This window comes from Paenibacillus sp. NPDC058898, from assembly GCF_049316025.1.
In the GTDB taxonomy this organism is placed as follows: Bacteria; Bacillota; Bacilli; order Paenibacillales; family Paenibacillaceae; genus Paenibacillus_AQ.
Genome location: NZ_JBMOSM010000010.1, coordinates 164,120 through 189,591, shown reverse-complemented (window position 1 = coordinate 189,591; position 25,472 = coordinate 164,120). Strand labels below are relative to the sequence as shown.

General features: G+C 48.8%; 23 protein-coding genes. 20 read left to right on the top strand and 3 right to left on the bottom strand.

All coding sequences use genetic code 11. From position 1 onward, the window contains the following. Nucleotides 1-3 precede the first annotated feature (3 nt). The 18 genes from ACOZB4_RS24385 to ACOZB4_RS24300 all read left to right on the top strand — a co-directional run bounded on the left by ACOZB4_RS24385 (nt 4) and on the right by ACOZB4_RS24300 (nt 20,778). Nucleotides 4-468 carry a DUF420 domain-containing protein gene (locus ACOZB4_RS24385; protein ID WP_339270169.1) on the top strand — a complete coding sequence of 155 codons (465 nt, stop codon included), beginning with the start codon at nt 4-6 and terminating at the stop codon, nt 466-468. An 863-nt stretch (nt 469-1,331) separates the two neighbouring features. Next, nucleotides 1,332-2,033 carry a hypothetical protein gene (locus ACOZB4_RS24380; RefSeq protein ID WP_379414408.1) on the top strand — a complete coding sequence of 234 codons (702 nt, stop codon included), beginning with the start codon at nt 1,332-1,334 and terminating at the stop codon, nt 2,031-2,033. Between the two features lie 73 nt (nt 2,034-2,106). Beyond that, on the top strand, nt 2,107-2,508 hold the full coding sequence (locus tag ACOZB4_RS24375) for a GntR family transcriptional regulator (RefSeq protein ID WP_076325994.1): 402 nt from the start codon (nt 2,107-2,109) through the stop codon (nt 2,506-2,508). Between the two features lie 6 nt (nt 2,509-2,514). Continuing rightward, the gene (locus ACOZB4_RS24370) at nt 2,515-3,417 is read left to right on the top strand and encodes an ABC transporter ATP-binding protein (protein ID WP_098741843.1); all 903 of its coding nucleotides are present in this window, start codon (nt 2,515-2,517) and stop codon (nt 3,415-3,417) included. A 22-nt stretch (nt 3,418-3,439) separates the two neighbouring features. After that, nucleotides 3,440-4,342, top strand: a complete 903-nt coding sequence (locus ACOZB4_RS24365) for an ABC transporter ATP-binding protein (protein ID WP_041621923.1) — start codon at nt 3,440-3,442, stop codon at nt 4,340-4,342. Further along, the gene (locus ACOZB4_RS24360) at nt 4,335-5,639 is read left to right on the top strand and encodes an ABC transporter permease (RefSeq protein ID WP_379414409.1); all 1,305 of its coding nucleotides are present in this window, start codon (nt 4,335-4,337) and stop codon (nt 5,637-5,639) included. The genes ACOZB4_RS24365 and ACOZB4_RS24360 overlap by 8 nt, the downstream gene beginning before the upstream one ends. A 155-nt stretch (nt 5,640-5,794) precedes the next feature. Next, on the top strand, nt 5,795-7,012 hold the full coding sequence (locus ACOZB4_RS24355) for a TraB/GumN family protein (RefSeq protein ID WP_379414410.1): 1,218 nt from the start codon (nt 5,795-5,797) through the stop codon (nt 7,010-7,012). Nucleotides 7,013-7,507: 495 nt separating this feature from the next. Then, a complete protein-coding gene (locus ACOZB4_RS24350) occupies nt 7,508-8,401 on the top strand; it encodes a carbohydrate ABC transporter permease (RefSeq protein ID WP_379414411.1) in 894 nt (297 codons plus the stop codon). Next, nucleotides 8,398-9,282, top strand: a complete 885-nt coding sequence (locus tag ACOZB4_RS24345) for a carbohydrate ABC transporter permease (RefSeq protein ID WP_098741848.1) — start codon at nt 8,398-8,400, stop codon at nt 9,280-9,282. Before ACOZB4_RS24350 ends, ACOZB4_RS24345 begins: the two co-directional genes overlap by 4 nt. A gap of 54 nt (nt 9,283-9,336) precedes the next feature. Then, nucleotides 9,337-10,722, top strand: coding sequence for an ABC transporter substrate-binding protein (locus ACOZB4_RS24340; protein ID WP_339270198.1), 1,386 nt, complete (start codon nt 9,337-9,339; stop codon nt 10,720-10,722). A gap of 132 nt (nt 10,723-10,854) precedes the next feature. Continuing rightward, nucleotides 10,855-11,850, top strand: coding sequence for a LacI family DNA-binding transcriptional regulator (locus ACOZB4_RS24335; protein WP_215163307.1), 996 nt, complete (start codon nt 10,855-10,857; stop codon nt 11,848-11,850). 312 nt (nt 11,851-12,162) lie between these two features. Further along, nucleotides 12,163-13,527 (top strand): cytochrome ubiquinol oxidase subunit I, encoded by a 1,365-nt coding sequence (locus ACOZB4_RS24330; protein ID WP_339292319.1) that lies wholly within the window; start codon nt 12,163-12,165, stop codon nt 13,525-13,527. Continuing rightward, nucleotides 13,524-14,540: a cytochrome d ubiquinol oxidase subunit II gene (locus ACOZB4_RS24325; protein WP_215163309.1), complete on the top strand. Its 1,017-nt coding sequence runs from the start codon at nt 13,524-13,526 to the stop codon at nt 14,538-14,540. Before ACOZB4_RS24330 ends, ACOZB4_RS24325 begins: the two co-directional genes overlap by 4 nt. A gap of 69 nt (nt 14,541-14,609) precedes the next feature. Continuing rightward, a complete protein-coding gene (cydD, locus tag ACOZB4_RS24320; protein ID WP_379414412.1) occupies nt 14,610-16,430 on the top strand; it encodes a thiol reductant ABC exporter subunit CydD in 1,821 nt (606 codons plus the stop codon). Then, on the top strand, nt 16,427-18,151 hold the full coding sequence (cydC, locus tag ACOZB4_RS24315; protein WP_379414413.1) for a thiol reductant ABC exporter subunit CydC: 1,725 nt from the start codon (nt 16,427-16,429) through the stop codon (nt 18,149-18,151). Before cydD ends, cydC begins: the two co-directional genes overlap by 4 nt. A gap of 536 nt (nt 18,152-18,687) precedes the next feature. Beyond that, nucleotides 18,688-19,266, top strand: coding sequence for a TetR/AcrR family transcriptional regulator (locus ACOZB4_RS24310; protein ID WP_379414414.1), 579 nt, complete (start codon nt 18,688-18,690; stop codon nt 19,264-19,266). 75 nt (nt 19,267-19,341) lie between these two features. Beyond that, a complete protein-coding gene (locus ACOZB4_RS24305) occupies nt 19,342-20,148 on the top strand; it encodes a CPBP family intramembrane glutamic endopeptidase (RefSeq protein WP_379414415.1) in 807 nt (268 codons plus the stop codon). Nucleotides 20,149-20,370: 222 nt separating this feature from the next. After that, a complete protein-coding gene (locus ACOZB4_RS24300) occupies nt 20,371-20,778 on the top strand; it encodes a FixH family protein (RefSeq protein ID WP_379414416.1) in 408 nt (135 codons plus the stop codon). A 100-nt stretch (nt 20,779-20,878) separates the two neighbouring features. On the opposite strand, the gene ACOZB4_RS24295 is transcribed toward ACOZB4_RS24300, so the two are convergent. Continuing rightward, on the bottom strand, nt 20,879-21,775 hold the full coding sequence (locus tag ACOZB4_RS24295) for a LysR family transcriptional regulator (RefSeq protein WP_256720820.1): 897 nt from the start codon (nt 21,773-21,775) through the stop codon (nt 20,879-20,881). 105 nt (nt 21,776-21,880) lie between these two features. Between ACOZB4_RS24295 and ACOZB4_RS24290 the strand changes: the two genes are divergently transcribed. Together ACOZB4_RS24290 and ACOZB4_RS24285 are read left to right on the top strand one after the other, a co-directional pair. Continuing rightward, nucleotides 21,881-22,522 (top strand): histidine phosphatase family protein, encoded by a 642-nt coding sequence (locus tag ACOZB4_RS24290; protein ID WP_379414417.1) that lies wholly within the window; start codon nt 21,881-21,883, stop codon nt 22,520-22,522. A gap of 148 nt (nt 22,523-22,670) precedes the next feature. Further along, nucleotides 22,671-23,180: a hypothetical protein gene (locus ACOZB4_RS24285; protein WP_379414418.1), complete on the top strand. Its 510-nt coding sequence runs from the start codon at nt 22,671-22,673 to the stop codon at nt 23,178-23,180. On the opposite strand, the gene ACOZB4_RS24280 is transcribed toward ACOZB4_RS24285, so the two are convergent. Next, nucleotides 23,143-23,910 carry a sulfite exporter TauE/SafE family protein gene (locus ACOZB4_RS24280; RefSeq protein WP_379414419.1) on the bottom strand — a complete coding sequence of 256 codons (768 nt, stop codon included), beginning with the start codon at nt 23,908-23,910 and terminating at the stop codon, nt 23,143-23,145. The genes ACOZB4_RS24285 and ACOZB4_RS24280 overlap by 38 nt on opposite strands. Continuing rightward, the gene (locus ACOZB4_RS24275; protein ID WP_379414420.1) at nt 23,910-25,385 is read right to left on the bottom strand and encodes a carboxylesterase/lipase family protein; all 1,476 of its coding nucleotides are present in this window, start codon (nt 25,383-25,385) and stop codon (nt 23,910-23,912) included. Before ACOZB4_RS24275 ends, ACOZB4_RS24280 begins: the two co-directional genes overlap by 1 nt. Nucleotides 25,386-25,472: the final 87 nt, after the last annotated feature.

Below are 25,472 nucleotides of genomic sequence, written 5' to 3'. Positions count from 1 at the left end.
CATATGGATTGGTTTTTTATATTTCCCACGGTCAGTACAACGTTTATTGTCATCAGCGCCGTGCTGGTAGCGATTGGCTGGGGTCTTATTATTAAAGGGAAGCGCGAAGCCCACAAGAAAGTGATGATCTGGGCGGCCGTCGCGGCTGTCATCTTCTTTATCATCTATTCCTCGCGCACCGTATTCATCGGCAACACGTCATGGGGTGGTCCCGATGATCTAAAGCCGTATTATCAGGTATTCCTGGTCTTCCACATTGTACTGGCTACCGTAGCAGCGGTCTTTGGGATCACGACATTGACCCTCGGCTTTAAGGAGAAGTATTCCAAGCACCGAAAGTGGGGCAGAGTTACGTCGATCATCTGGTTCTTTACCGCCATTACCGGCGTAGCCGTGTATACCTTGCTGTACCTGTTATATCCGGGCGGGCATACTCAGCCTGTATGGAAAGTGATATTTGGAATGTAAACGAGGGAGAACACCCGTCAGAGGAATCTGGCGGGTGTTTTTTAATTGGAAGGGCGGCTTATTCAAGGACGGTGAGGGCAGTGGTGGGGAGTGTACCCGTTCCGGTCGCTGCCCTCAACCAGGAAACTTGGGAATAGATGAGGTGGTTGTTTCCCGGTTTCAAAGGCGATCGTCAGGTCTCCTCCACGGCTACACTCCCCTTGAGCAGGGAAGCTCTTGAGTGAACCGCAGCGTCCGGGTGAACACCCGAAGGTAGCTCTGACGGCTGTTTAGAGTGTGTGGGCAGTGGTGGGGAGTGTATCCGTTCCGGTCGCTGCCCTCAACCAGGAAACTTGGGAATAGATGAGGTGGTTGTTTCCCGGTTTCAAAGGCGAACGCCAGGTCTCCACCACGGATACACTCCCCTTGAGCAGGGAAGCCCTTGAGTGAGCCGCAGCGTCCGGGTGAACACCCGAAGGTAGCTCTGACGGCTGTTTAGAGTGTGTGGGCAGAGGTGGGGGAGAGTATCCGTTCTGGTCGCTGCCCCCAACCAGGAAACTGGGATGAGATGAAATGGATGTTTTCCGGTTTCAAAGGCGAACGCCAGGTCTCCTCCATGGCTACACTCCCCTCGTGCAGGGAAGCTTCTTGAATGAGCCGCAGCAGGGGAGAGTGACACCCGGCAGGAAACCTCTGCCAGGTGTTTTTTTACAACTTCTATTGACACTGTTTATATACACACTATATACTGTGTATAAAGATATACACAGTGAGCACAGTAATCACACTAAGCACAGTGAAACTTAGACTGCGATGATAAAACGAAATGAATATATGAAGGAATGAAAGGATGAGACGCATTGCAACAGGTTTTCCATAATGCGATGAAGATCGTGAAGAAAGACTTCGCAAGCGATAAGTTCCAACTCATATGGACGATACTGTTCATGCTGTACATGGGGCTTTCTACGAGTTACGTCATAAACGTTCAGTTTGAGCATCTAGAGGAATACAACAACCCATTTGTCGATTTTATCATGGTGCTTTTTGCTCCTTTTGTAGGTTTTGTATTTAACAGAAGGTCCTTCAAATATTTGAACGAGGATTCATACACCCGAATGCTGTACTTTTACCGGAGCATACCGGTGCCGGCTTCCGCGATTTTTGTTAGTCGGATCATAAATAGCCTGATCGCTTTTGCCATCAACAGCATCGTGTTTTATGGATTCATCTACGCAATGGGGAATCACCTAAGAAGTGCGATGGCTATTCCCGAATATATCGCCTTTATGCTGACGTGGGTCGGTGTCGGATTTTTATTAACGGGGCCTTTTATTTACTGGGAAAACATGTGCAGCGGCAAGGTGTATCTCAGGAACACCGTTCTTCTGAATCCGCTCATTGCCGGATCGGTCGCCGTACTAAGCTTGCTGGGCTACAGCATCTTCGAATTCGTAGCGGACGCCTCCATCAAATGGGGGCTGTTATCCCCGGTGATGTGGGGCTCCCTGATTGTGGGATTGGCATCTATGCTGCTTATGAGCAAATTAACCTGCATTCGGCAGCAGACCCGGGATTTATCATGAAGAATATGAAGATGAATCCGTATGGCATGCGATGGCACGGGTTTATGTTCTTAGAAAAGCGAGGTGGTAAAAGGTGCGACTTCTGATACAGATCAATGAAAATAGCGCAGAGCCTTTATATCACCAGATTGAAACACAGCTGCGCTCGCTCATTATTAGCGGTCAAATCGAGGAGGGAACGCTATTGCCATCCATTAGGGAATTTGCCGGGAATCTGAAGTGTAGCGTTATTACGGTGCGCAGGGTGTATCAGGATCTTGAGAATGAAGGGTTGCTGCGAACGAGACAAGGTACGGGAACTTTTGTTGCTGGTGTCGGCGACCAGGCCCGAGAACAATATAAACGCGATGCGGTTATAGAGGCATTAAGGACTGCTGTAGATAAAGGGCTTGCCGTTCAATTCAATGAAGATGAGATGAAAGAGATGTTCATGGAAGTTGTCCGCGAAAAATATGACACAAAAGGAGGTCGCTAACATTCCATGGAACCGCATGTTATTGAGTTTCGTAATGTCATTAAACGACGGAAAACGAAAACCATCGGTCCGATACAATTATCGATCCCTCAAGGATATATTGTTGCTCTGGTGGGGCCTAATGGCTCGGGGAAAAGCACCTTGCTGAACATGATGATGCAGACCGTGTTTCCGGACGAAGGGGAGATTACTTGGTTCGGCGAGTCTTATCGGGGAGAGCTTCCCGTCTCCATCCGTAAACAAATGGGCTTCGTACCTGAACAACTGAGCGTAGAGGAACAGAATATGACGGTGGATGAAGCGGCCAGCTTTCGCGCATCCTGGTATGACACTTGGGACGGTTATTTTTTCGATGAGCTGTTATCCCGGTTCGATGTCCCGCGGGGCGTAAAACTTCGCAAGATGTCCAAAGGGGAACGACGCAAATTTGAGATTGCCGCTGCACTTGCGCCAAGGCCCAAGTTCTTGCTGCTGGATGAACCTTCTTCCGGTCTTGATCCTTTCGCTTGGAAGCTGATGATCGATCAGCTGCACAAAGTGATGAAGTCCATGGACACAACAATCGTGCTCTCAACCCATGTGGTGGATGAAATTCGTCGTCTGGCGGACTACGTCATTCTCATCCATCATGGGAAGCTGCTGGGCATGGTGGAGAAGGACTCGCTGCTGGATAACTGGAAGGAGTGCTGGATTCAAGAGGATGCCTCCATTGTCGAGGAGCTGCCGGGTATTCTGAGTTTCAAACAAGAGACAGCGACTACGATTTCTTTTATAACGACGGAATGCTTGGAAGTGGAGAAGATCCTGCAGTCTGCAGGCATACCGTTTATTCAGACCCGTTCCCTGGAGCTGGATGAAGTGCTTCGATTATGGATTGATGGAAACATTCCTGCCAACGTGCAGAACTAGGATAGAGAGGGGTTTATACGATATGCAACGATTGCAATTAGACAATGTAGTAAAGATTTATGCGGACAAAACGGCGGTAAACCGGATTTCGCTTCAGGTTGAGGAAGGTGAAATCTACGGACTGCTGGGTGCGAACGGCGCCGGCAAAACAACCACCATGCGAATGGTGCTTGGATTGATCTACCCGGATGACGGAACAATTCTGTATAACGGAAAGCCGTATAACAAGGAACTGCGTCACATTATGGGTTACTTGCCGGAGGAGCGCGGGTTATACCCGAAAGTGAAAGTCAGTGAGCAGATTTCCTACTTGGCACAGCTGCGGGGCATGTCCGCGAAAGACGCGGATAAGAGTTTGAAATATTGGCTGGAACGGTTTGAAGTACCGGACTATTACGATAAGAAGATTGAGGAACTGTCCAAGGGTAACCAGCAAAAAATGGGCTTTATCGCAGCGGTTGTTCATGACCCGCAAATTCTGATTCTGGACGAAGCCTTCAGCGGACTGGATCCGGTGAACGTCGAACTTCTGAAATCAACAGTAAAAGAACTCCGCGACAAGGGCACAAGCATTCTGTTCTCCACCCACCGGATGGAACATGTTGAGGAGTTGTGTAAGAACATTACCATTCTGCATCGCTCCAATACGGTAGTGAAGGGGAATCTGAAGGATATCAAATCCAAGTATCCTCGTGAAGAAGTGGTGCTCGGTACGTCCGGTGAAGTCCGGGGTCTTGAAGCCCTGCCTGGCGTAACGGCTGTGGAGCGAACAGAAGATGGCTACTCCATCCGGATCAGCCAGGTTGATGCAGCACAAAACATTTTGAATACAGCCATGTCGCAAAGCACGATCCATCGGTTTGAAGTGAAGGAGCCGACACTCAATCAAATCTTCATAAAGGCGGTAGGTGAATCCAATGAATAATATGTGGACCGTTATCCGATTTACGTTCATGAATAAAATAAGAACAAAGTCCTTTCTCGTTTCAACCTTGATTTTTGCACTCATTATTACGATCGGGATCAATCTTCCTTTTCTGATCCAAATGTTTACGGGAGATAAGGCAGGATCCGAAGAAACCACCCGCATCGGTCTGGTATACGGACAGGAGCAGACGCTCGCTGAACAACTGGAGACTACCTGGAGTAACCTGCCGACAACCTCCTATGAATTGGTAAAATACGAAACGGCTGATGAAGCCGCTCTGAATAAGGATATTAAAGATGGCGTAATCGAAGGTTATCTGAAATTCGAAGCACAAGAAGGCAATACGTTCCCGACCGTGGTCTACAGCTCTGAAGATGAGACTATGAGCCCGGAACTGCAATCCAATCTGCAAGCAGTTCTGCAAGTGGCAAAGACACGCAGCATTGTAGACGGACTTGATTTGTCCGATGCGCAGATTAATGAACTGAATCAACCGGTTCAAATTGACGCTCGGAGTATCGATCCTACAGAAACAGGTAACGCTGACGGAGCTTCCGGAGAGAAGGAAGGAGCTTCCGAGGTTATTAACTACATTGTTGTGTATGCACTGATTATTCTCTTCTTCTTCACTTTGATGGGGACAGGTAACATGATCGCTTCGGAAGTAACAACAGAGAAGAGCTCCCGCATTATGGAGATTTTGATTACAAGCGTATCTCCGCTGAGCCAAATGTTTGGTAAGGTTATTGGCATGTTCCTGCTGGGACTGTCCCAGATCGCGGCATTTGGAGTTGTAGTTGTTGTGAACTTGATACTGCCGCACAATATAGATACATTGAAGGACATGAATCTCGACCTGACAGCCATAGACCCGATGCTGCTGGTGTTCGGTTTAATCTTCTACATCCTTGGCTATTTCTTGTATGCGATGCTCTACGCGGCTATCGGTTCGATTGTCAGCCGTACCGAGGATTTGGGGCAGGCGGTCATGCCGATTACGATGCTGTCCCTGGTGGCATTCTATATCGCCATCTTTAGCCTAAGCGCTCCGAATTCGATGCTGATGAAGGTATCCACCTACATTCCGTTCATCTCGCCGACCACGATTCTGGTTCGTATCGGCCTTGGCAGTATCCCATTCTGGGAGATCCTGCTTTCGCTGGCGATCCTGATTGTATCCATCCTCGTTTTCGGTTGGCTGGCTGCGAAAATCTATCGGACCGGTGTCCTGATGTACGGCAAGCGTCCTACATTCAAGGAGCTTAGAAAAGCGATGAAGGCTTATAAGATGTAAGCATAGGCAGCACTAATTGTATTGTTGTGGGCTGCTGGAGAAAAAAGTGGAAGACTAGTGGGCGCCATACCGACCATCGGTATGGCGAATCATCATAAATCTTTAATCATAAAATGAATTTTCAAGATCACACGAAAATAAAGGAGATTACATAAATGAAAAACTGGAAAAGAATGCTATTATCCCTCGCGATTTCGGTTGGTTTGCTCTCTTCCGCAGGGGCTGCCATGGCGGCTCCACAACAACAGCCGGCAGTAAAAGTGGATAACCAAGTTGTTCATTATTCGCTTGGCACACCGATTATAGATAAGGGCACAACGCTTGTTCCGCTCAGAACAACGCTTCAGGCTCTGGACGTGAAACTGAAGGGTACAGCAGATGACACGATCCATGTCGTCGTGGATGGCAAAACCATTACCCTAAAAGGTAAACTGAAACAAATCAATGGCGTAACCTATGCGCCAATTCGAGTTGTTGGGGATGCTGCGGGTTATAAGGTTAGCTGGGATGCGAAGACTCGCGCCGTTCTGCTGGTTTCCAAGGAAACAGAAACCGCACAAGCTGGCGGCCGCGGCTTCATGTGGGAAGTGGAGAGCAACGGGAATACAGTGTACCTAGTAGGCTCCATGCATATCGCGGATGATAGCTTCTACCCGTTACGTCCGGAATTTGAAGAAGCATTTGCCGAGGCCGACTATCTCGGTGTCGAAATTGATATCAGCAAAGCGGCTGATGAAGAGCAGCAGAAACTGATCATGGATCTGGGAATGTATCAGGATGGGACAACCTTGAAGGACCATGTATCCAGTGAGACCTATGCTAAGCTTGGTGGAATTCTGAAGCAAAGTGGCATGCAGCCGAATGCACTCGATGCATTCAAGCCTTGGGTTGCCGAAACCACGATCAGTAGTCTGAAATCCGTAAAAGCCGGGTACGAAGCATCAGCTGGGATCGACCTGTATTTCATCCAGAAGGCCATCGAACGCAAAGTTCCGATTCTGGAGCTGGAATCCTACGAATCCCAGCTGGGTATGTTTGATGGCTTCTCCAAGGAGCTGCAGGAGAAAAACCTCAATACCGCCCTCGATAACTTCGACGTACTGGACGAGAGCGTGAACCAGATGGCCGAAATGTGGAAAACAGGCAATGACGAGCAGCTGCTCGAGTTAACAAACAGCATGTCGGGTGACGAGGAATATAACAAAGCGATGCTGATCGACCGCAACATCGGCATGGCAGACAAAATCGACGGATATTTGAAAAACGGCAAAAACGAAGAGTATTTCATTGTGGTAGGGTCAGCTCATTATCTGGGTGAGCATGGCATTGTGAAGCTGCTTAAGGATAAGGGCTATACGGTTGTTCGCAAGTAAAATAACTGCAGGGTGGTAGTCTTCGGGAAACAAAAAACCTTCCAATGATCGTCATTCGATCATTGAAGGTTTTTTGTTGTTCTTGCAGGTATATCCGTGACAAATGATGAGTAGAGCAAAACTTGCTCCCTCTGTGCAAGTTGATCTTGGAAGGGGGGCGATTACCTTCCAGCTTAGGTGTTTTCCCAACCAAAAATTTCATGATGTTTCAGAGTCTGGATATCGGCTACAAACCGTTCTGTATCAGTCTTTGGCAGACTTCCCGTCAAATGGTTTCAGCAGCGGCAATCAATGCAGCGCTTTCATTTTTCCAAAAAAACAGTTGATAATTGAGAAATCATCCTCTATGATAATGTCATCAGACCGGATATGAAAATTAAAGCACTTTAACTTTTATACATACATCATCCTATGAAACCCTGAAAACAGGGGGAACTTTATATTGAAAGTTAAAGCGTTATAATTTTCAAAATAAAAAGAAAGGTTGGTGTTTCCGTGACCCATCGCGAAAGCCGACGGCAGACGTTATACTTGTACCTCTTCATCGCTCCATGGCTTATCGGTTTCCTGGTGTTTGCCTTGTATCCGATTCTGTCATCCCTTTATTACAGTTTCACGGACTATGACATTATCCACCCACCGAAATATGTCGGCCTGGCGAACTACACCGAAATGTTTCAAGATGATCTGTTTTGGAAATCCGTTGTGGTAACGGTGCGGTATACGTTTATAAGCGTACCGATCCAACTGTTGCTGGCACTCGGGTTTGCGCTCCTGCTCAATACGAAAATACCGTTCCGCGGATTTTTCCGGACCGCCATGTATTTTCCGAGCATGGTATCCGGCGTGGCGATGTCACTGCTGTGGTACTGGATTTTCAATCCATCGATCGGTCTGTTCAACTACGTTCTGTCCTGGTTCGGCATCAGTGGCCCGTCCTGGCTTATGAGTCCGGATTATGCGCTTTACGCTCTGATGATTATGTCCTTCTGGACAGTAGGTTCAGGCATGATTCTGTTCCTCGCAGGACTTATGAGCGTGCCTGCAAGTCTCGTGGAAGCCGCCAAGCTTGACGGTGCGGGGCGCTTCCGGATTTTTCTGAATGTGACACTCCCCATGATATCACCGGTGCTGTTGTTCCAGCTGATTATGGGTGTCATTGACTCCTTCCAGGTATTTACGCAAGCGTACGTCATGACCCAGGGCGGTCCTAACTACTCGACATGGTTCTATGTTTACAACCTGTACACCAGCGCCTTCAAAGAATACCGGGCTGGATACTCATCCGCTCTCGCGTGGGTTCTGCTGATCGTTGTCATGCTGTTTACGGCACTAATTATGAAATTCTCGAACCGTTATGTTCACTATGAAGGAGGCGGACGCAAATGAGAACCATTCCGACAGCCAGTCCTTCGGCTTCACCTTCTACGAATAAACGCCGGCGCAAAATCGATGTCGTAAGCATTGCCAGCTTTATTGCCTTAGTGGTTACTACCTTTCTCATGCTCCTGCCTTTGTTTTTCATGGTTTCGACCTCGCTGAAATCGAAGAAGGAACTCCTGAAGTTTCCTCCAACCTTTTTACCAGATTCCTGGCAGTGGAGCAACTACAAGGAAATTTTCGAAACGCTAAACTTCGGCCAAATGTACATGAACAGTCTCATTATCGGCACTTTGACCGTGGTCGGCACTCTGTTGTCGTCGGCGCTGGCAGCCTACGGCTTTGCCAGATACCGGGGTAAGGGCAGCAACCTGTGGTTCATGTTGATGCTCAGCACCATGATGCTTCCTTATCCAGCGATTATGATCCCGCAGTTCATTCTTTTTTCCAAGCTGAACTGGATCGATACGTTCTTACCGCTGATCGTACCTGCATTTTTCGGCTCGGCATACAACATCTTTTTGCTGCGCCAGTTCTTCTCCACGCTGCCGGATGAGTTGTTTGACGCCGGACGCATGGACGGTTGCAGCGAGCTGCGGATGTGGTGGCGGATTGCCTTGCCTCTGTCTGGTCCAGCACTTGCAACCGTTGCCATCTTTGCCTTCATTTACAGCTGGAACGACCTGCTGACACCCGTGCTCTACCTAAGCTCATCGGATAAATTTACGCTTCCGGTCGGTATGTCTTCCTTCACCTCGTCACGGTTTCGCATTCCGCCGTGGCATCTGCTTATGGTTGCCTCCGTGCTCGCCATGCTGCCGATTGTCACCTTATTTGCGATAGCCCAGAAACGATTTGTTGAAGGAATTGTACTTACAGGCATCAAGTGAAGACCCTGCCGCAGCGGCGGCAAACAAACTTGAGTATATGGGGGACTGTAGTTCATGAAAAAAAGAAGGATTAAAAAGACCTATGCACTTCTGCTTGCGTTCAGCATGCTCGTCGTATTGGCATTGTCCGGCTGCACCGGCGGCAAATCAGCGGGAGAAGTGGCTCCCGAAGGCAAAGGCGACAGCGGCGGTTCTTCAGGCGAGCAAGTAACCATTACGCATTACACGATGGATTCGGAAGACCGGACTTTTATTGAGAAGCTGGTTCCGGACTTTGAAGCCAAACACCCTAACATCAAGGTCCGAATAGAAAAGGCTCCTTACGAGCAGTTTGATAGCAAACTGCAAACGCTGATCGCTGGCGGTAAATCGCCTGACGTGACAAGCCACTATGGCTACGGCGGCTTTGCGGAATATTTCAACAAAGATATGCTGCTTGACATGAACGACATTATAAAGGAAGACGGCTTTAAGGCATCCGATTACAGCATCCCGGAAGACCTCATGGACATCTATACCATCAAAGACCATGTATACGGGATTCCGGTCAATATGTATGTGACCCTCATGCTCTATAACAAAGATATGTTCGATGCTGCCAATGTTCCTTATCCTCCAAGCGATTACGAGGACAAGAGCTGGACGTTTGACAAAATGGTTGAAGAAGCCAAGAAAATGACGCATGTATCCGACGATATCGCTAAAACACAGTATGGCGTCGACTTCACATGGTCCGAACGCGATATGCGCCCGCTGTATTTCGGCGTTGAGCCTTACTCCCAGGATACCTGGACCAACGGCGGCGTGCCTTCGGAGACTCATTTTGATTCTCCTGAAGTGATGGCAACCTACAACAAACTATTTGACCTGATTTTGAAGGATAAGGTTTCCCCGACGACGGAATGGAGTAAGAGCGTAGCCGGGCAAAATGGCGATGCGTTCGTAACCGGCAAGGTTGGCATGACCGTCAGCGGCTCCTGGAGCCTTGCAGGCTCCAATGACTTTCCGTTCGAGGTCGGCGTGGCTGCAGTTCCTGCTGGCGGCAACGACAAGATCCGCAGCGTGCTGTTCGTCGATCCACTCTTTATTCTGAAAGGTTCCAAGCATCCGAAGGAAGCTTTTGAATGGATCAAATATCTGGTCAGCGAAGAAGTTCAGGAAAAATCCATTGACCTGAGCGGCGGCAATCCACCTGTCAATACGAAGGCAGCTGAAGCTTATTACAAGCATTTTGAGGGCATCGATCCGGAAGATGTGAAAAAGGTTTATGAAGGCGCTGTGAAATACGGCTTTGAATCCTATAATCACTTGATCACCAACTACTCGCAAATCAATGACATGTTCATCAACGAAATGCAGCCGATCGATACCGGACACAAAACCGTTGAAGAAGTGATGCCAACGATTCAGAAAAAAGTCATGGAAATTATCAAACGTTAATGCAGACTATGGTACCGCCCCGAAAGGGGCGGTGCATCTGTTAATTTAGCTTCGCGGCCAGGCCTCCGTCCATGTATACTAGTGTTAAGCCAATGTAAACGTACGGAAAATCCGCCGCAAGGAGTATAAACAATGAAGGTTAGTATATTTGACGTAGCAAAAAAATCAGGCCTGTCCGTTGTAACGGTTTCACGTGTCTTAAACGGCGCCGAATCTGTTCGAGAGAAAAACAGACAAAAGGTTCTGGAAGCCATCAAGGAGCTTGATTACCGTCCTAATGCTGCCGCTCGGAGTTTAGCCCGCGGTAAGACAGGGATTGTCGGTTTGATCGTGACCACCCTTCAGGACTCCTTCTTCGACGCTGTGGTCAAGGAGTTGAATGAAGTGCTGGCACTTCACGGTTATTTCCTGGCCATTTCGGTCTCTACGGGCATAGGCTCTGACGAAGCCCATTATCTGATTCAGGAAGACCGCGTGGACGGACTGATTCTGCTCTCTCCAATGGAAGAAGACAACTATATCGTGGAATTGAAACGGCGCAATATCCCGTATGTTCTGATTGACAACCAGAAGCCGGATAATGACGCTTTTTCCGTCACCATAGACAACTACAAAGGCGGTTATACCGCAACGAAGCACCTGCTCGATCTCGGCCATACTTCCATTGCGCATTTAAGCGGGCAGGATATGTTCCGCAGTACGAGGGAACGCCGAAGCGGCTTTCTGCAGGCACTTAAGGAAAAGAGCCTGGCGCCGTTCGAAATGATTACGGGCGATTTCGAAATCGACTTTGGTTATGATATCTGCCGCAAATGGCTGCAGGAAGGGCGACTTCCTTCCGCCGTATTCGCAGGCGATGACAATATCGCGCTCGGGGTCATAAACGCTCTTCTGGAAGAAGGCATCCGGATTCCAGAACAGGTAGCCATTGTCGGCTATGACGATCAGTATATCTCATCCAAGCTGCGCCCCCATTTGACAACGGTCCGGCAGCCTACTGACCGGATTGGGCTTGCCGCAGCGGAAATGCTGCTGAAGCGTATGGATGGTACGATGAAACGCGGGGGCAATGTTCGGATTGACCCTGAACTTATCGTGAGAGAATCTACGGTTATACCTGCAGAATAGTCAGTTGTTTCATTCAAAGAAGAGTGCCTGGTCCCCGTATTTACGGGGACTTTTTCTTTTTATCGAGTGTATGAGTAGATAAGCATGCAGCTTCAAATACCATACATCGGTTAATAGTACAATGACTCGATGGAGTGATTTTTTTGTTTTTCACCGAGTTGTCGGAAAGATACGATTGTTTTTTGAACGAGAGGCTTTCGTGATTCATTTGAGACATTGCTTCGTTATAATAACGTTTAAATATCGGGTATGTACTTATTAGGGTCAATCCCGATCAACGAATGAACAGGGTTTGAAAGGAGGCAGTATCTCGTGGTTATAGATACGGTGCTGTGGAGCAAATGGCTGACAGGGCTAACCTTGGCGTTTCATGTCATTTTTGCCACGGTTGGCGTCGGTGTTCCGTTAATGATTGCCATTGCCGAATTTGTCGGTATACGTAAAAAGGATCCCCATTACATGCTCATGGCCAAAAGATGGACGCGAGGATTCGTTATTTCGGTGGCGGTTGGCGTGGTGACTGGAACGGCGATCTCCTTGCTGCTCGCGCTTGTTTGGCCGAACTTTATGCAAGTGGCGGGGAATGTTATCGCGCTCCCGTTATTTATGGAGGTTTTTGCATTCTTTTTTGAAGCCATTTTCCTGGGGATATATATGTACACGTGGGATCGGTTCCGCAACCCGTATATCCATTGGCTGCTGACGATTCCGATTGTTGCCGGGGCAGGCATGTCCGCTGTTTTTATTACGACGGTGAACGGATTCATGAATCAGCCTGGAGGCTTTGTCATGGAGGCAGGCCACTTTACGGCGGTTAACCCGCTGCAAGCGATGTTGAATACGGCGACGCCTTCAAAAGTATTCCATGTACTAACCTCGGCCTATTTGACGGGAGCTGCCCTGCTGGCGGGAATCGCAGCCTACGTTATTCTGAGAAAAGGGCCCTCGGCATATTACAAGAAAGCATTGAAGCTCATGATGGCGGTTGTTCTGGTGTTCAGCTTGCTGACAACCTTAGCCGGGGATATGTCGGCCAAGTTTTTGGCGGAGCATCAACCGGAGAAGCTGGCGGCCGCAGAATGGCATTTTGAAACGGAAAGCGGTGCGGATTTGATATTACTGGGCTGGCTTAATGCGGAGCAGAAGGTAATGGGAGCCATCCACATTCCGAAAGCGCTCAGCTTCCTGGCCTTTGGGGACTTTGATGCCGAGGTAAAGGGGCTGGAGGAGTTTCCGCTTGATGAAAGGCCGCCTCTGCTTGTCCATTATTTGTTTGATTTCATGGCCGGGATCGGTTTTGTTATGTTAGCCGTTGCGGTCCTGTATTTCCTGTTTTTGTTCTGGAAGAGACGCAATGAGCTCAACAAGTGGCTGCTTCGGGCCATTGTTTTTAGTGCGCCTCTCGCATTTTTGGGCGTTGAAATGGGCTGGTTCTATGCGGAGCTCGGGCGGCAGCCGTGGATTATCCGCGGATATATGCGCGTAGAGGAGGCGGCTACGACTTCGCCGAATGTGAGGATTCTCTTTTTCCTCTTCCTGCTACTGTATATTGTTCTTGGGACCATGTGTGTCTTTGTCCTGAGACGTTTGTTCCGTAACAAACCGGCAGAAGCCGAGCTGGACGAGTTCGTGAAAGAGAAACGCGATCAATCCACGGGAAAGGGTGAGCCGGTATGATCCATTACGAGTTGATAGGCATCTCTGTTCTTTGGCTGTTTTTATACGGCTATTTAATTATAGCTTCCATTGATTACGGCGCCGGTTTTTTTGCCTTCTATGCCCGTCTGACGAAGCAGGACCACCTGATCAATCGATTGATATCCCGTTATTTATCGCCGGTCTGGGAGATTACCAATGTGTTTTTTGTTTTTTTCTTTATCGGCATCGTCGGTTTTTTCCCGGACACGGCCTATTATTATGGCTCTGCGCTGCTTATACCGGGAAGCATCGCCATTATTCTGCTGGCGATCCGCGGCTCCTTTTACGCGTTTGAAAATTACGGCTCCAAAGAAAACATCGTGTATCTGTTTTTATATGGGGCCACAGGTTTGCTCATTCCGGCTTCCTTGTCGGTAGCATTAACGCTTTCCGAAGGCGGCTTTATTGTGGAAAGAGGTGGAGCTGTTTCTCTGGAATATTGGACGCTGATGACGAGCCCGTTGTCGTGGAGCATCGTCGCATTGGCCATCGTATCGGTACTGTTTATAAGCGGGTCGTTCCTGGCCTTCTACGCCTCCCGAGCGGACGATCAGCCAGCGCTAAAGCTGGTGCGGACATATGCCCTGTTCTGGAGTACGCCAACCATTATTGCCGCGCTCACGGCATTTATTTTCCTCAGTCAACATAATGAGCGGCATTTTCAAAACATGATGGATTTATGGTGGCTGCTGGCGCTTTCCGTTGGTTTTTTCATGATAGCCATTTGGCTGCTGTACAAAGGACGCCGCTACGGACTCGCTTTTATTTGTGTCATGCTGCAATTTTTCTGTGCATTTTTTGCATACGGTATCGGGCAATATCCTTATATTCTGGATCCGTACATTACCATTCAAAGCGGAGCCACGCATGAGTCGATGGGTGCTGCGCTTGTGGCGGCCTTTATCGGAGGCCTCTGCCTGCTGATTCCGTCCCTTATACTGGTCTTCAGGCTATTCCTGTTTGATGCGGATTATGTAAAAGGCAAAAAATAATAATCGTGCGTGGGTATCACTTCATTTAGGAGTACCTTGCAGTGGTTTGGTATAAAGGAGGGGAGTTACTTGAAGGGGAAAACCAGTCTGCTGTCTCAGCAAATGTCCGCGCAAAGGAATCGTTTGATTCTCTTGGGGTTCATGTCGCTTGCGCTCGGTGCAGCCATGATAGGCCAAGCCGCGCTGCTCGCCGAAGCGGTCCAGAGGATTTTTGTGCAGCGGGCTTCCTTTTCGTCGGTTGTTGTCATACTTGGCGCATTGCTGGCTGTGATGGCTGCGCGGACGCTGCTGTCTTATGGAAACGGGATCATTGGCTTGCACATGGCTGCAAGCGCCAAGACGGAGATGCGAGCAGCGGTGCTGCGTAAGCTGGCCCATGCTTCCGTAGCTTCAACGCTTCGTGGACAAACGGGCGGAAAGGTCAGTGTGGCGCTGGATGCGGTGGATGAGGCGGACAGTTATTTCAGCCAGTATATGCCGCGTATGATAGAAGCCGCCATCATTCCCGTCCTGATTCTGGTCATTGTTTTTACTAAGCATATGAATTCCGGTTTGATTATGCTGGTTACCGCCCCCTTTATCCCTATTTTTATGGTGCTTGTGGGGCTGAAAACGAAGAACAAATCGGAGGTGAAATTCGCACAGCTAGCCGAGTTTTCCGGTACATTTCTCGACTCTCTTCAAGGGCTGGTTTCGCTCAAACTGTTTGGTCGGACAGATCATCAGCAACAGGAAATTGAACGCAGCAGCCTGGGCTATCGGGATGCAACGATGGGCATTTTACGGATTGCGTTTACCAACACCTTCATGCTGGAATCCATCGTTATGCTTAGCATTGGCGTTGTCGCGCTTGAGCTGGCGCTGCAGCTGCTAGTTTTCAAATCGCTTTCCTTCCACATTGCCTTTTTGATCCTGCTGCTGGTGCCCGAGTTTTATAGCCTGCTAAAAAACACGGGAACTGCTTTTCATAGCGGTCGTACCAGCATGGGGGCTGTCCGAAAAGTAGAGGAGATGCTCACGGAAACAAGGGAAGCAGGAGCAGTGACAGATGGGCAAGAGGGCGCCGGGAAAAAGGACAGGACAAACAGGGGTGATCAGATGGATACGGCGGATAAGCCTGAGAAAGCCGACTTGGGTTTGATTCGAATGCCGCCATCCATCGAACTGAGGGATGTCCGGTTTCGGTATGCGCCGGATTCGTTCGAGCTTGCAGCCGGCTCCATGTCGTTTGGACCAGGGGAGCAAATCGCCATCGTCGGTAAAAGCGGATCCGGTAAAACCACCTTGCTGCATGTGATTGCCGGGCTGCTTGCGCCGACGTCGGGAGAAGTGCTGGTGAACGGACGTCCGCTTGCGGGGTACGATGAGGCTCACTGGTTTGATCATGTTAGCTACATTACCCAGCATCCGTATATTTTTGCCGGAACATTTGCCGACAATATTGCGATTGGTGCGGGCAGGGAAGCCTCCAGGGGCGAAGTCGTGCAGGCGGCGGAGGCCGCCGGACTAGCTGCGGTTGCAGCCGAGTTGGAGCAGGGCTATGACACCTTTGTCGGCGAAGGGGGCCGGGGGTTGTCGGGCGGCGAGAAGCAGAGGCTAGCGCTGGCGCGTGCTTTTTTGAAGCGGCCTGCCGTTATTTTGTTTGATGAACCCACCGTCGGATTAGACTTGCACACCGAACGCGTCTTACAGCGGTCCATTGCCGAGCTTGCAAGCAAAGCGACCATGATTACCGTGGCGCACCGCTTGTACACGATACGGCATGCCGACCGGATATTGTTTATGGACAACGGAGTGCTGCTGGACAGCGGGCGCCATGATGAGCTTCTAGCGCGTCTGCCCCAATATGCTGAAATGGTGGATGTCCAGCGGAAAGGGGGACTCGCATGAATGAGCTGGCTATTTTAACCAAGGCGATGATTCAAGAACGGAAGGATATTGCCATCGCCATCATCGGAGGATTCGTTGCCGGCATCGCAGGTGTATGCCTCTTCGCCGCAAGCGGGTATCTGATCTCCCAGACTGTATTTGCCCCGCCGCTCTATACCTTGATTGTGCTGACGTCCCTGGTAAAAATACTTGGTCTGCTGCGGGCGGCAAGCCGCTATGCGGAACGCTTGTATTCCCATCGGGCGACATTTTCTCTGCTCAGCCGTTTGCGTACATCCTTTTTTGCCAAGCTTGTTCCTTTGACGCCAGGGATATTGGGCAAAAAACGGAGCGGAGAACTGCTCGCACGGATCGTCGGGGATGTTGAGAGCTTACAGCATTACTTTCTGCGTGTCGCCTATCCGCCTGTCATTGTTGTCATGGTCTTTCTGGCTACGGTTTTGTTTACTTCCGCCTTTTCATTCTGGATTGCCTGTTTGTTTGTGCTGGGGATGCTGGCAACGGCTTTTGTGGTTCCTGCACTTGTTCTTCTTGGACAGAGAAGGATATATGGCCGCGTTCGCCAAGAGCGAGCGGCGCTTTCCACAGAAGTGACCGAACTGCTTTACGGTTTCCGCGATTTGAAAGTATACGGGCAAATGAACAAGCGCGAGCAGCAGCTGCAGCGTACCTCCGCCGCATTGGCAGCGGAACAGCAAGCGGCAGCCCGGCACTTGCTGCGCGGGCAATCACTGCATGTTTTTGTAACGTACCTGATTTCGTGGGGCGTACTGATTCTTGGCGCCTATTTGATTATGGACGGCTCGCTTGCTGGCGTATTTCTTGCCATGCTGGTCATGGCTTCGCTTACGGTGTTTGAAGAAGCAGCGCCAATGGCCACACTGCCTGCTTATAAGCTGGATAGTGAACATGCGGCAGCTCGTCTTGCGGAAACGGTTCATGCCGCAGATAAGCAGCCGCCGCAGCCATGCGGTGTCCTCTCCGTCGAGAAAGCCGTTTCCATTGAGCTGAGCGGTGTTTCATTTCAATATGAAGACGAATGGCGTCCAGCGCTGAAAGACATTTCCCTATATCTTCCGTCCGGATCTAAAACCGCCATTGTCGGGCCGAGCGGATCAGGGAAAACAACCATCATCGAATTGCTTCTCAAGCTGCGCACACCGACAGACGGCCAGATTTGTTTAAATGATACTTCGATTAAGGAACTGGATGAAGCGAGCATTTGGCAAGCCTCAAAGGTAGTGCTGCAGCACAGTCATTTCTTTCGGGGCACCGTTCGGGACAACCTGCTGTTGAATGAGGAACATCATTCCGATCAGGCGTTGTCGGTTATGCTGGATAAAGTACAGCTGCCGAATAAGTCCCTGGACGATATGGTATATGAAAAAGGGGAGAACTTGTCGGATGGAGAGAAGCAGCGCTTAGCCTTGGCCCGGGCGATGCTCCGAGAAGGACGGTTATGGCTTCTGGACGAACCGACGTCTTCACTGGATTACGTTACGGAGCAGCGTGTTTTTCGGCATCTGTTGGCGCAAGCGGTTAACGATACGCTTCTTCTGATTTGCCATCGGCTGACCGGCTTGGAAGAGATGGACCGGATTTTGGTGATGGACCAAGGCAGAGTCATTGAAGCGGGCACGTATTTAGAGCTGATGGAGCAAAAGGGATATTTTTATGAAATGAAACAAATTGAGCTGCAAATGATCGGCGAAGACGGGTAGATCAGTACAACAAAATGATTAAGTTAACGAGATTCACTTCCGAACACGCCTCTTGGCAAAGAATTATTCGATCTCCACCATGACATGTATCAGAAATCGTGCGGAGTAGAAGATGCGAATATACAACGTTAAGAAAGACCAAATATATAAAGCCTAATTTCTCGTTTACAACACCGAGAAATTAGGCTTTAGTAAGTTATTAACTGCTATTCTGGTTATCTGTAGATCCTGTGCTGAGATTTACTTGTCTAAGCATGGCCACAATGATTTACTGCTACAACAAACAGTAGGACAGCACTCACTGCTGCGACGGTGTTCGTACCACTTGTGAAGGCTCCCCGTGCTATGGTCAGCAGTGAATTGCCTAATTGATTTGGAATATCTTGTACAACTTGTCCTACTCAACTACAGAAATGCATCGAAATAACATCGCTTGACTTATTTTTCCTGGAATGCTAATCTGATTTTTAGACTTGCAAGTCAGTTTTTTTTGTGATTCGAGTTCCCCGAGTTTACAGCGAAAGGTAGATCCTATTTTGAGTAAAGATAGAATTATTAAAGCTGCCATTGAGGTGTTTTCTGAGAATGAATACCACCGCGCAAGCATGGATGAAATTGCACTACGTGCGCAGGTAGCCAAAGGCACTCTATACTACAATTTCCCAGGGAAATCCCAATTGTTTAAAACGGTTGTCAAGAGTACTTTTAAGGACTTTATTCGGCGGATTGAGGCTGACCTACATTCTTCCATCCCACTCAAGGATAAAATTCAGCAAACGATTCGTCACCATCTTGATTTGTTTCTGGAATCCCGCCATTTGTCACATGTTGTTTTCAATGATACTTCCAACGGATTTGAGGAAGACGTTCTGGATGAATTAAAACTGCTCAGACAGGAGCATCTCAACTTCTTGGCAAAGATCCTGGAAGAAGGAAAGTGCGATGAAAATTATCTCCGTGATCTTGACTCGAATTTGGCTGCGGTCAGTATTATCGGTACGCTGGAGAGCACTTCGAAGTACTATCTTAGCCATCAGAATGAATATTCCCGCAATGACTTGGAACGTCAAGTCTTTACGATGATTACCATGAGCCTGTTTAATTCGATCGAATAGCACTATTGTACCTTGAAGACTATCAAAGATATCAAAATGTTAAATCACACAAATATATAGGAGTTATTTAAAATTATGGACATAAACAATAAATCCTCAAATCATACTCCTTGGATCTTTTTCTTGTTGGTTTTCATTCTCGCCATTCCGTTCTGGTTGATCGGAATGGCAGCCGAACATTGGCAACAAGAAATTCCGATAAATCTTCCCTTTAGTGCTCTTATGTTTGTGTGCCCTATGATCGCGGCTTTCATCCTCGTCTATAGGAATCACGGTTCAGGCGGCATCAAACAACTATTGAAGAAGTCATTTCATATGAGCATGAAGAATAAGATCTGGTTTGTCCCTCTCTTCCTCTTGATGCCTGTCATTACGATCTGTGCATATGGATTCATGAAATTAATGGGGGAACCGCTCCCTGACTTGCACTTTTCCATCCTGACGGTATTGACCTTCTTCGCGGTGTTTTTCATCGCAGCTATATGCGAGGAGATTGGTTGGCAAGGCTATGTTTTCGACATACTGGAAAAACGGTGGCACACATTAGGGGCCAGCATCGTTCTCGGGGTTATTTGGCAGCTATGGCACGTCATTCCCCATTTTCAAAACCATCATTCGCCAGCATGGATCCTATGGCAGTGCGCGGGTTCCGTTTTTTTGCGGATACTGATTGTTTGGTTTTATAAAAATACGGGCAAAAGTGTACTTGCAGCAGCCATATTTCATGCAATGAATAACGTTTGTTCATTTTTGCTTCCGAATTATGATTCAAGTATCGCCCCATTCTCGATCTTTATCGTCACAGCATTAGTAGCTTTAATCGTTATAGTTCTATGGAGTTCTAAAACGTTAGCTCAATTTAGATTCATGCGTAATAGCTAACAGGATGAATCATCAGTTCTATATAATCGGAAGTACAAAAAAGAAGTCGATGAATCGGGCTTCTTTTTTTGTTACTGATGCAATTGGAAGCTTCCTTCGATTACCATATATACTTATTATTTATATATCGGACATATAATATATTATTTCTTAATGACTTGTCTCTGTATACTTAGGATGCACCACGAGATTTGGACTATACGAGATTTGGAGATGATTCGTGTGAGAAGAAGTGTGCTACCCTTGATTGCAATTGTATGTTTATTGATTTCTGCCGCCTGTTCCGGCGTTGGCGGGGGAGAAGCCAAAGAATCGGAAAAGCTGCAAGTTGAAGTGAATCCTGTTCAAGACGTCCTCGTATCCGGCCGCGCCATTCTCATAGATGCCCATATAACGAAGGGAAGCGATCCAATCGTCGATACCGCGCGAGTCGAATTCGAAATATGGAAAAAAGACAGCGCCGAACATGATATGATCACTGCCATTCCAGACCAGGATGGGAATTACCGGATTAAAACGCTGTTCTCTGAAGGCGGGGAGTATTTCGTCAAAGCCCACGTGGAAAATGAAGGGGCGTCGGTAACGACGAGTGAAAAGAAATTGGTCGTTCAAAACGATGAGATGAGCTAAGAATCACCGCTTATTAATGGATAGTACCATTTGGAGGAAGCCGGAAAAAACGGCTTCCTTTTTTTATCGATAGACGACCATTGACCATTTCAGCGTGGATCTAGCCTTTTTTTGCGATCGAAATAAAATCGCGGATGAATCCCTCCAGATCATCTTTATCATGAGAGCAGAGCACGATTTTGTTGGTAAAACGGACGCCAATGACATCCACTTTAGCTAATTCTCCCCGTTTGATGAATGGACTGGCCACAAGAGAGGATACAAAACTGACGCCATATCCGGCGACCACAGCCTGGATGGTTTCATTAAGGCCGTTAAATTGCAGTTCGATCTTTGGTGGGCTGACATCTTGAACGCTGCATAGCTCAAGGAGCCTCTTTCGGGTCGTGCTGCCTTCCTCCCGCATAATAAATGGCTCTTTCACCATGTCTTCCATGGAAATTTGCCTGTTGGCATACTTATGATTCGGCGCAACCACAAATTTGAATTCGTCTTGATATAATTCCAGGCAATGGAGGGAATGGTCATTCTGATTTGTGATTTCGCTATTTCCAAAGATGGCGATATCCGCCTCGTAATTCGTCAATCTTTCAAGTGCAACTTGTGAATTCACCGTCGTGATTTCCACTTCCACTTTCGGATACCTTTGCTTGAATAAGGAAGCCCACTTGGGGATCAGAACGCTGGTCGCCAGGTAATTTCCGGAGAGCCGAAGTTTTCCCTGCGGATGTTGATGATAGTCTTCAATCATGGTTTCGATTTGCTCTTCGAGAAGAAACAGCTTTTCGGTGGGTTTAAACAGCTTTTGGCCAAAAGAGGTCAAAACCAGGTTTCTTCCTTTTTTCTCAAATAAAATGACGTTGTACTGTTTTTCAAAATTCCGAATTTGGGCAGAGATGGCAGGCTGGCTGATATTCAGCCTCTTGGAGGCCTCGGTAACGCTTCCGGCAAGAGCGACGTTATAGAACAGCATCAATGCATGCAGATTGAGAGACAATCCCATCACCTTCTATACATTTTGTTAATACATAATATAAAACATATATTTTTATTTTATACATTGCGGACGTATACTTCAATTACCAACAAAGGAGGGAGCAACATGACGACCACCACCATTTATTTCGTAAGACACGGCCAGACCCAGTGGAACGTGGAACAGAAGATGCAGGGGCATATGGACTCACCGTTAACACCTGAAGGCAGACGGCAGGCTGCACGGTTGCGTGACCGGTTACAGACGGTCACGTTTGATGCGATTTTTTCGAGTCCCAGTCCGAGAGCGTTGACAACGGCACAGATGATTTGCGGAAGCACATCGGAAAGAATCGTTAAATTAGATGAACTGAAGGAAATTCACATGGGGCTGTGGGAAGGACAAAGCGTACCAACAATACAGAATGAGCATACCGCTGAGTTTGATCATTTTTTGCAAAAGCCTCATTTATACCGTCCAACAGGACAGGGAGAGGCCTATCCCGAGCTGCTGGATCGGGCGGTAACCGCTGTGGAAAGAATCCTGCTAAGCTATCGGGGAGGAACCGTTCTGATCGTAACCCACCGCATGACCTTAAAGACGTTAATGAACCATTATTCCGGAATGCAGTTGAGCGACATGGGGAATTTGCCGGATGTTCCTTCAGCGAGCTTAAGCAAAATTGTATTTCATGATTCTCATCCATTCATCGAGTTGTACGGAGACACCTCTCATTACGAGGTAAGCGCAGAAGTGTTACCGGAATAAGGGGAGGATGCATGAACACGAAGAAAAGGAAAAATCTCTTAGCTTACACGATGGCCTTCGCCATGATTATCCTGATGGCCGCGGCTTCGGAACTTAGTCATAATCATGAGTTCATCCTGCCCGAAATCGCAGCCATGGTGATCGCCATATGGGTCACCGGGATCCGAATTGGCTCAGGCATCCGCTTCAGATTTTCCTTGTTCCCACACTCACATCCGTGATCGGTTTTACCGTCAATCATCTTCCTGCTGCTTATCTCTGTAAAGTGGATATCGATTTCATCTTGATTATGGCCTGTTTGCGTTTGATCCAATCCAACTTCGCTCCGTCCCTTGCGACCGGCTTGCTGCCTCTGATCACCGACGGGCATGATTGGAAGCTTGTCCTGATCATTTTCCTCGCCACTTTAATATTAATGCTGGTGGTCATATTCTTTCGAATGAATGCATCCCTGGAGAAGAAGGCGCAGATCCATTATAAATATACGTATTTTTTCCTGTCTCTGATCTTTATGTGGATCGGAGACTTACGCTATGCTGTGAAGCCATTTCTGAAGAGCCCGGTGCGGGAAATCCGCGCGCCGGGTTCTGTGGGGATTCGGGCCACCAGTTGGGTGGTCCTTACAGCAATAGAATGGCAGCACCAATCATTGGGGTGAGGACCATGCAGGTTTTCAGCCAGACAACGGGTACCCGCTTCGTAAACTTTGCCCCCACATACGAGCCGGACATCGTACCGATCACGACAGCGGCGAGCAGTTGAACATCCAGGTACCCGATCGAGAAGTACCCGGCTCCTCCAGCCAGTGCGATTGGCATAATGACCAGCATGGTCGTGCCTGCGGCAAAACGCATCGACATGCCGAGGATCAGCATAAGCCCTAACTGGATGAAAGGGGTGGAGCCGATTCCGAACAGCCCCGATAAGGCGCCGGTTATGAGTCCGATGAGCAGCGCCTGCAGCCAGTATCGGAAGCCATGGATGACGGGTGGCACCGAGTCCCCGGAAGCCTTCGACCGACGTGAGACGTACAGCATCCTGAACCATAAGGCTAGTCCAGAGGCGAACAACATGCCGGATGTCATGAAGCCCAGCTTATCCTCGGGAATCAGCGAGGACCAGCCCGAGCTGATCCATGCCCCTGCCGCACCGGCCAAGCCGACGACGGCCCCCGTCTTCAGTGTCATGTTCCCTTCCCGGTAATGGCTGACAGAACCGGAAAGCGACGAGAAGAACATCGCCGCGAGTGCGGTACCCAGCGCGGTATGAATGGGATAACCGAATACGACGGTCAGGATGGATATAATGAAACCTGAGCCGCCTGCACCTACAAAACCGAGAAGGAGTCCGAGCAGCACCATAACGAGGGCAATATCGACCAACTGCATCAGACTATCCTCCAAACCTGATGAGGAATGCCGATCCCAGCCGGAACCGGCAGGTCATAGCGAACGCAGCAGTTTTGGTCCAGTACCATGGTGGGGTGCCCGCTCCCAAAGACGGTCCAAACCGGCAGCGCACGGATATTTGGGTCTCCGCTCTGTATGAATGCAACCCATGCTTCCCGCATGGCGCGTGCCAGCGCACAGCTCTCGGCTGCTACAGCATACGGATCCTCATTGGTGGTCATTTCGGACATAGGATTGCAGGTTACCACCGCATGGATGAGACTGCCTTCATAACCGTGTATCGCGCCTAGCGAGCCGCCGCCTTGGAGCCGATACATCCATACCGATGTTCCGGACGATGCCACGGCTTCTGCGAACTGCATCGCTCCAATCGTATAGAGATGTTCGGTCAATGCTTTGCTCCACGCTTCACCCGAGGCCATCGATTGCTCATAACGAGCATAAGCATTCCACGCCACAGCGGCATTCCCTCCGAAGAATCGTTCGAGCGTCTCGAAAGCCGGAGACTGAAGCACGGGATCGTTATGGATAAAAATAGCCGCTTCATTCTCATTCGTGCCGATCAGCAGCGGTGGAAGGTCGGCGTTCCCGGCTAGACTCGCCAGCGGATCCAACGGAATGACATGGCCGTCGGCAACCGGGCCGAACATATGCAGACTGCGCGAGGTGTCGGAGCCGATCGCCGACTGCGCTTCGATGATTCTCTCCGCAGGAAGTTCAAGCAGCTGATGCGCCTGCGCTTGCGATAACCCCAGCTCTTCAAGCAGCCGGAGAGTCGTGACATTGGCGGTTTGGCAATCCCGTATCGACTGCGTTGCGCCGCTTTGGGCAATGGCCCGGTGAAATAAGCCCTGTGTCGCTTCCATCACGTAGAGGGTGGCGGTACACTTGGCCCCGGCAGAGTTGCCAATGACGGTTACGCGCGACGGGTCGCCGCCGAAAGCGGCAATATTAAGCTGGACCCATTGGAGGGCAGCAGCGATATCCAGCATTCCATTGTTACCGGAGGTTTCATACTTTTTGCCCAGCACTCCTCCCAAATATAAGAAACCTAGCGCACCAAGCCGATAATTGATCGATACGTAGACGATTCCATCCTCTGCTGCATATCGTGATCCATCACACTCCGCTCCGTTGCCCGATACGAAACCGCCGCCATGGATATAGACCATGACTTGCTTTAGCTTATCGCTTGCACCTGAAGTCCACACATTCAAGTTTAGGCAGTCTTCGGACTGCACAAGCTCCGGCATGCTGCTTTGCGGATTATGCTTCTGTGGTGCGATAGGTCCGAATTGATTGCACTGCCTCACGCCTAGCCAGGAGAGCGGAGGTGCCGGAGGCTTGAATCTTCGCTTACCGATTGGCGGGGCTGCATAAGGGATGCCCCGGAATACATACGAACCTTTTAATTTTTCGCCTGCAACTTTTCCTGATAATATCTGTACGATCAAGTTGATTGTCCCCTATCCTTACGATTTGAGACTATTATATCTTGTATATTTCATGAACCCTAATATATATTAAATTATATTAATAAT

Excerpts from the sequence above, each read along its gene's own strand:
- ACOZB4_RS24385 (WP_339270169.1), top strand. The coding sequence starts at position 4 with ATGGATTGGTTTTTTATATTTCCCACGGTCAGTACAACGTTTATTGTC.
- ACOZB4_RS24380 (WP_379414408.1), top strand. The coding sequence starts at position 1,332 with ATGAAGATCGTGAAGAAAGACTTCGCAAGCGATAAGTTCCAACTCATA.
- ACOZB4_RS24370 (WP_098741843.1), top strand. The coding sequence starts at position 2,515 with ATGGAACCGCATGTTATTGAGTTTCGTAATGTCATTAAACGACGGAAA.
- ACOZB4_RS24365 (WP_041621923.1), top strand. The coding sequence starts at position 3,440 with ATGCAACGATTGCAATTAGACAATGTAGTAAAGATTTATGCGGACAAA.
- ACOZB4_RS24360 (WP_379414409.1), top strand. The coding sequence starts at position 4,335 with ATGAATAATATGTGGACCGTTATCCGATTTACGTTCATGAATAAAATA.
- ACOZB4_RS24355 (WP_379414410.1), top strand. The coding sequence starts at position 5,795 with ATGAAAAACTGGAAAAGAATGCTATTATCCCTCGCGATTTCGGTTGGT.
- ACOZB4_RS24345 (WP_098741848.1), top strand. The coding sequence starts at position 8,398 with ATGAGAACCATTCCGACAGCCAGTCCTTCGGCTTCACCTTCTACGAAT.
- ACOZB4_RS24340 (WP_339270198.1), top strand. The coding sequence starts at position 9,337 with ATGAAAAAAAGAAGGATTAAAAAGACCTATGCACTTCTGCTTGCGTTC.
- ACOZB4_RS24335 (WP_215163307.1), top strand. The coding sequence starts at position 10,855 with ATGAAGGTTAGTATATTTGACGTAGCAAAAAAATCAGGCCTGTCCGTT.
- ACOZB4_RS24325 (WP_215163309.1), top strand. The coding sequence starts at position 13,524 with ATGATCCATTACGAGTTGATAGGCATCTCTGTTCTTTGGCTGTTTTTA.
- cydC (WP_379414413.1), top strand. The coding sequence starts at position 16,427 with ATGAATGAGCTGGCTATTTTAACCAAGGCGATGATTCAAGAACGGAAG.
- ACOZB4_RS24305 (WP_379414415.1), top strand. The coding sequence starts at position 19,342 with ATGGACATAAACAATAAATCCTCAAATCATACTCCTTGGATCTTTTTC.
- ACOZB4_RS24290 (WP_379414417.1), top strand. The coding sequence starts at position 21,881 with ATGACGACCACCACCATTTATTTCGTAAGACACGGCCAGACCCAGTGG.
- ACOZB4_RS24285 (WP_379414418.1), top strand. The coding sequence starts at position 22,671 with ATGGGTCACCGGGATCCGAATTGGCTCAGGCATCCGCTTCAGATTTTC.
- ACOZB4_RS24280 (WP_379414419.1), bottom strand. The coding sequence starts at position 23,910 with ATGCAGTTGGTCGATATTGCCCTCGTTATGGTGCTGCTCGGACTCCTT.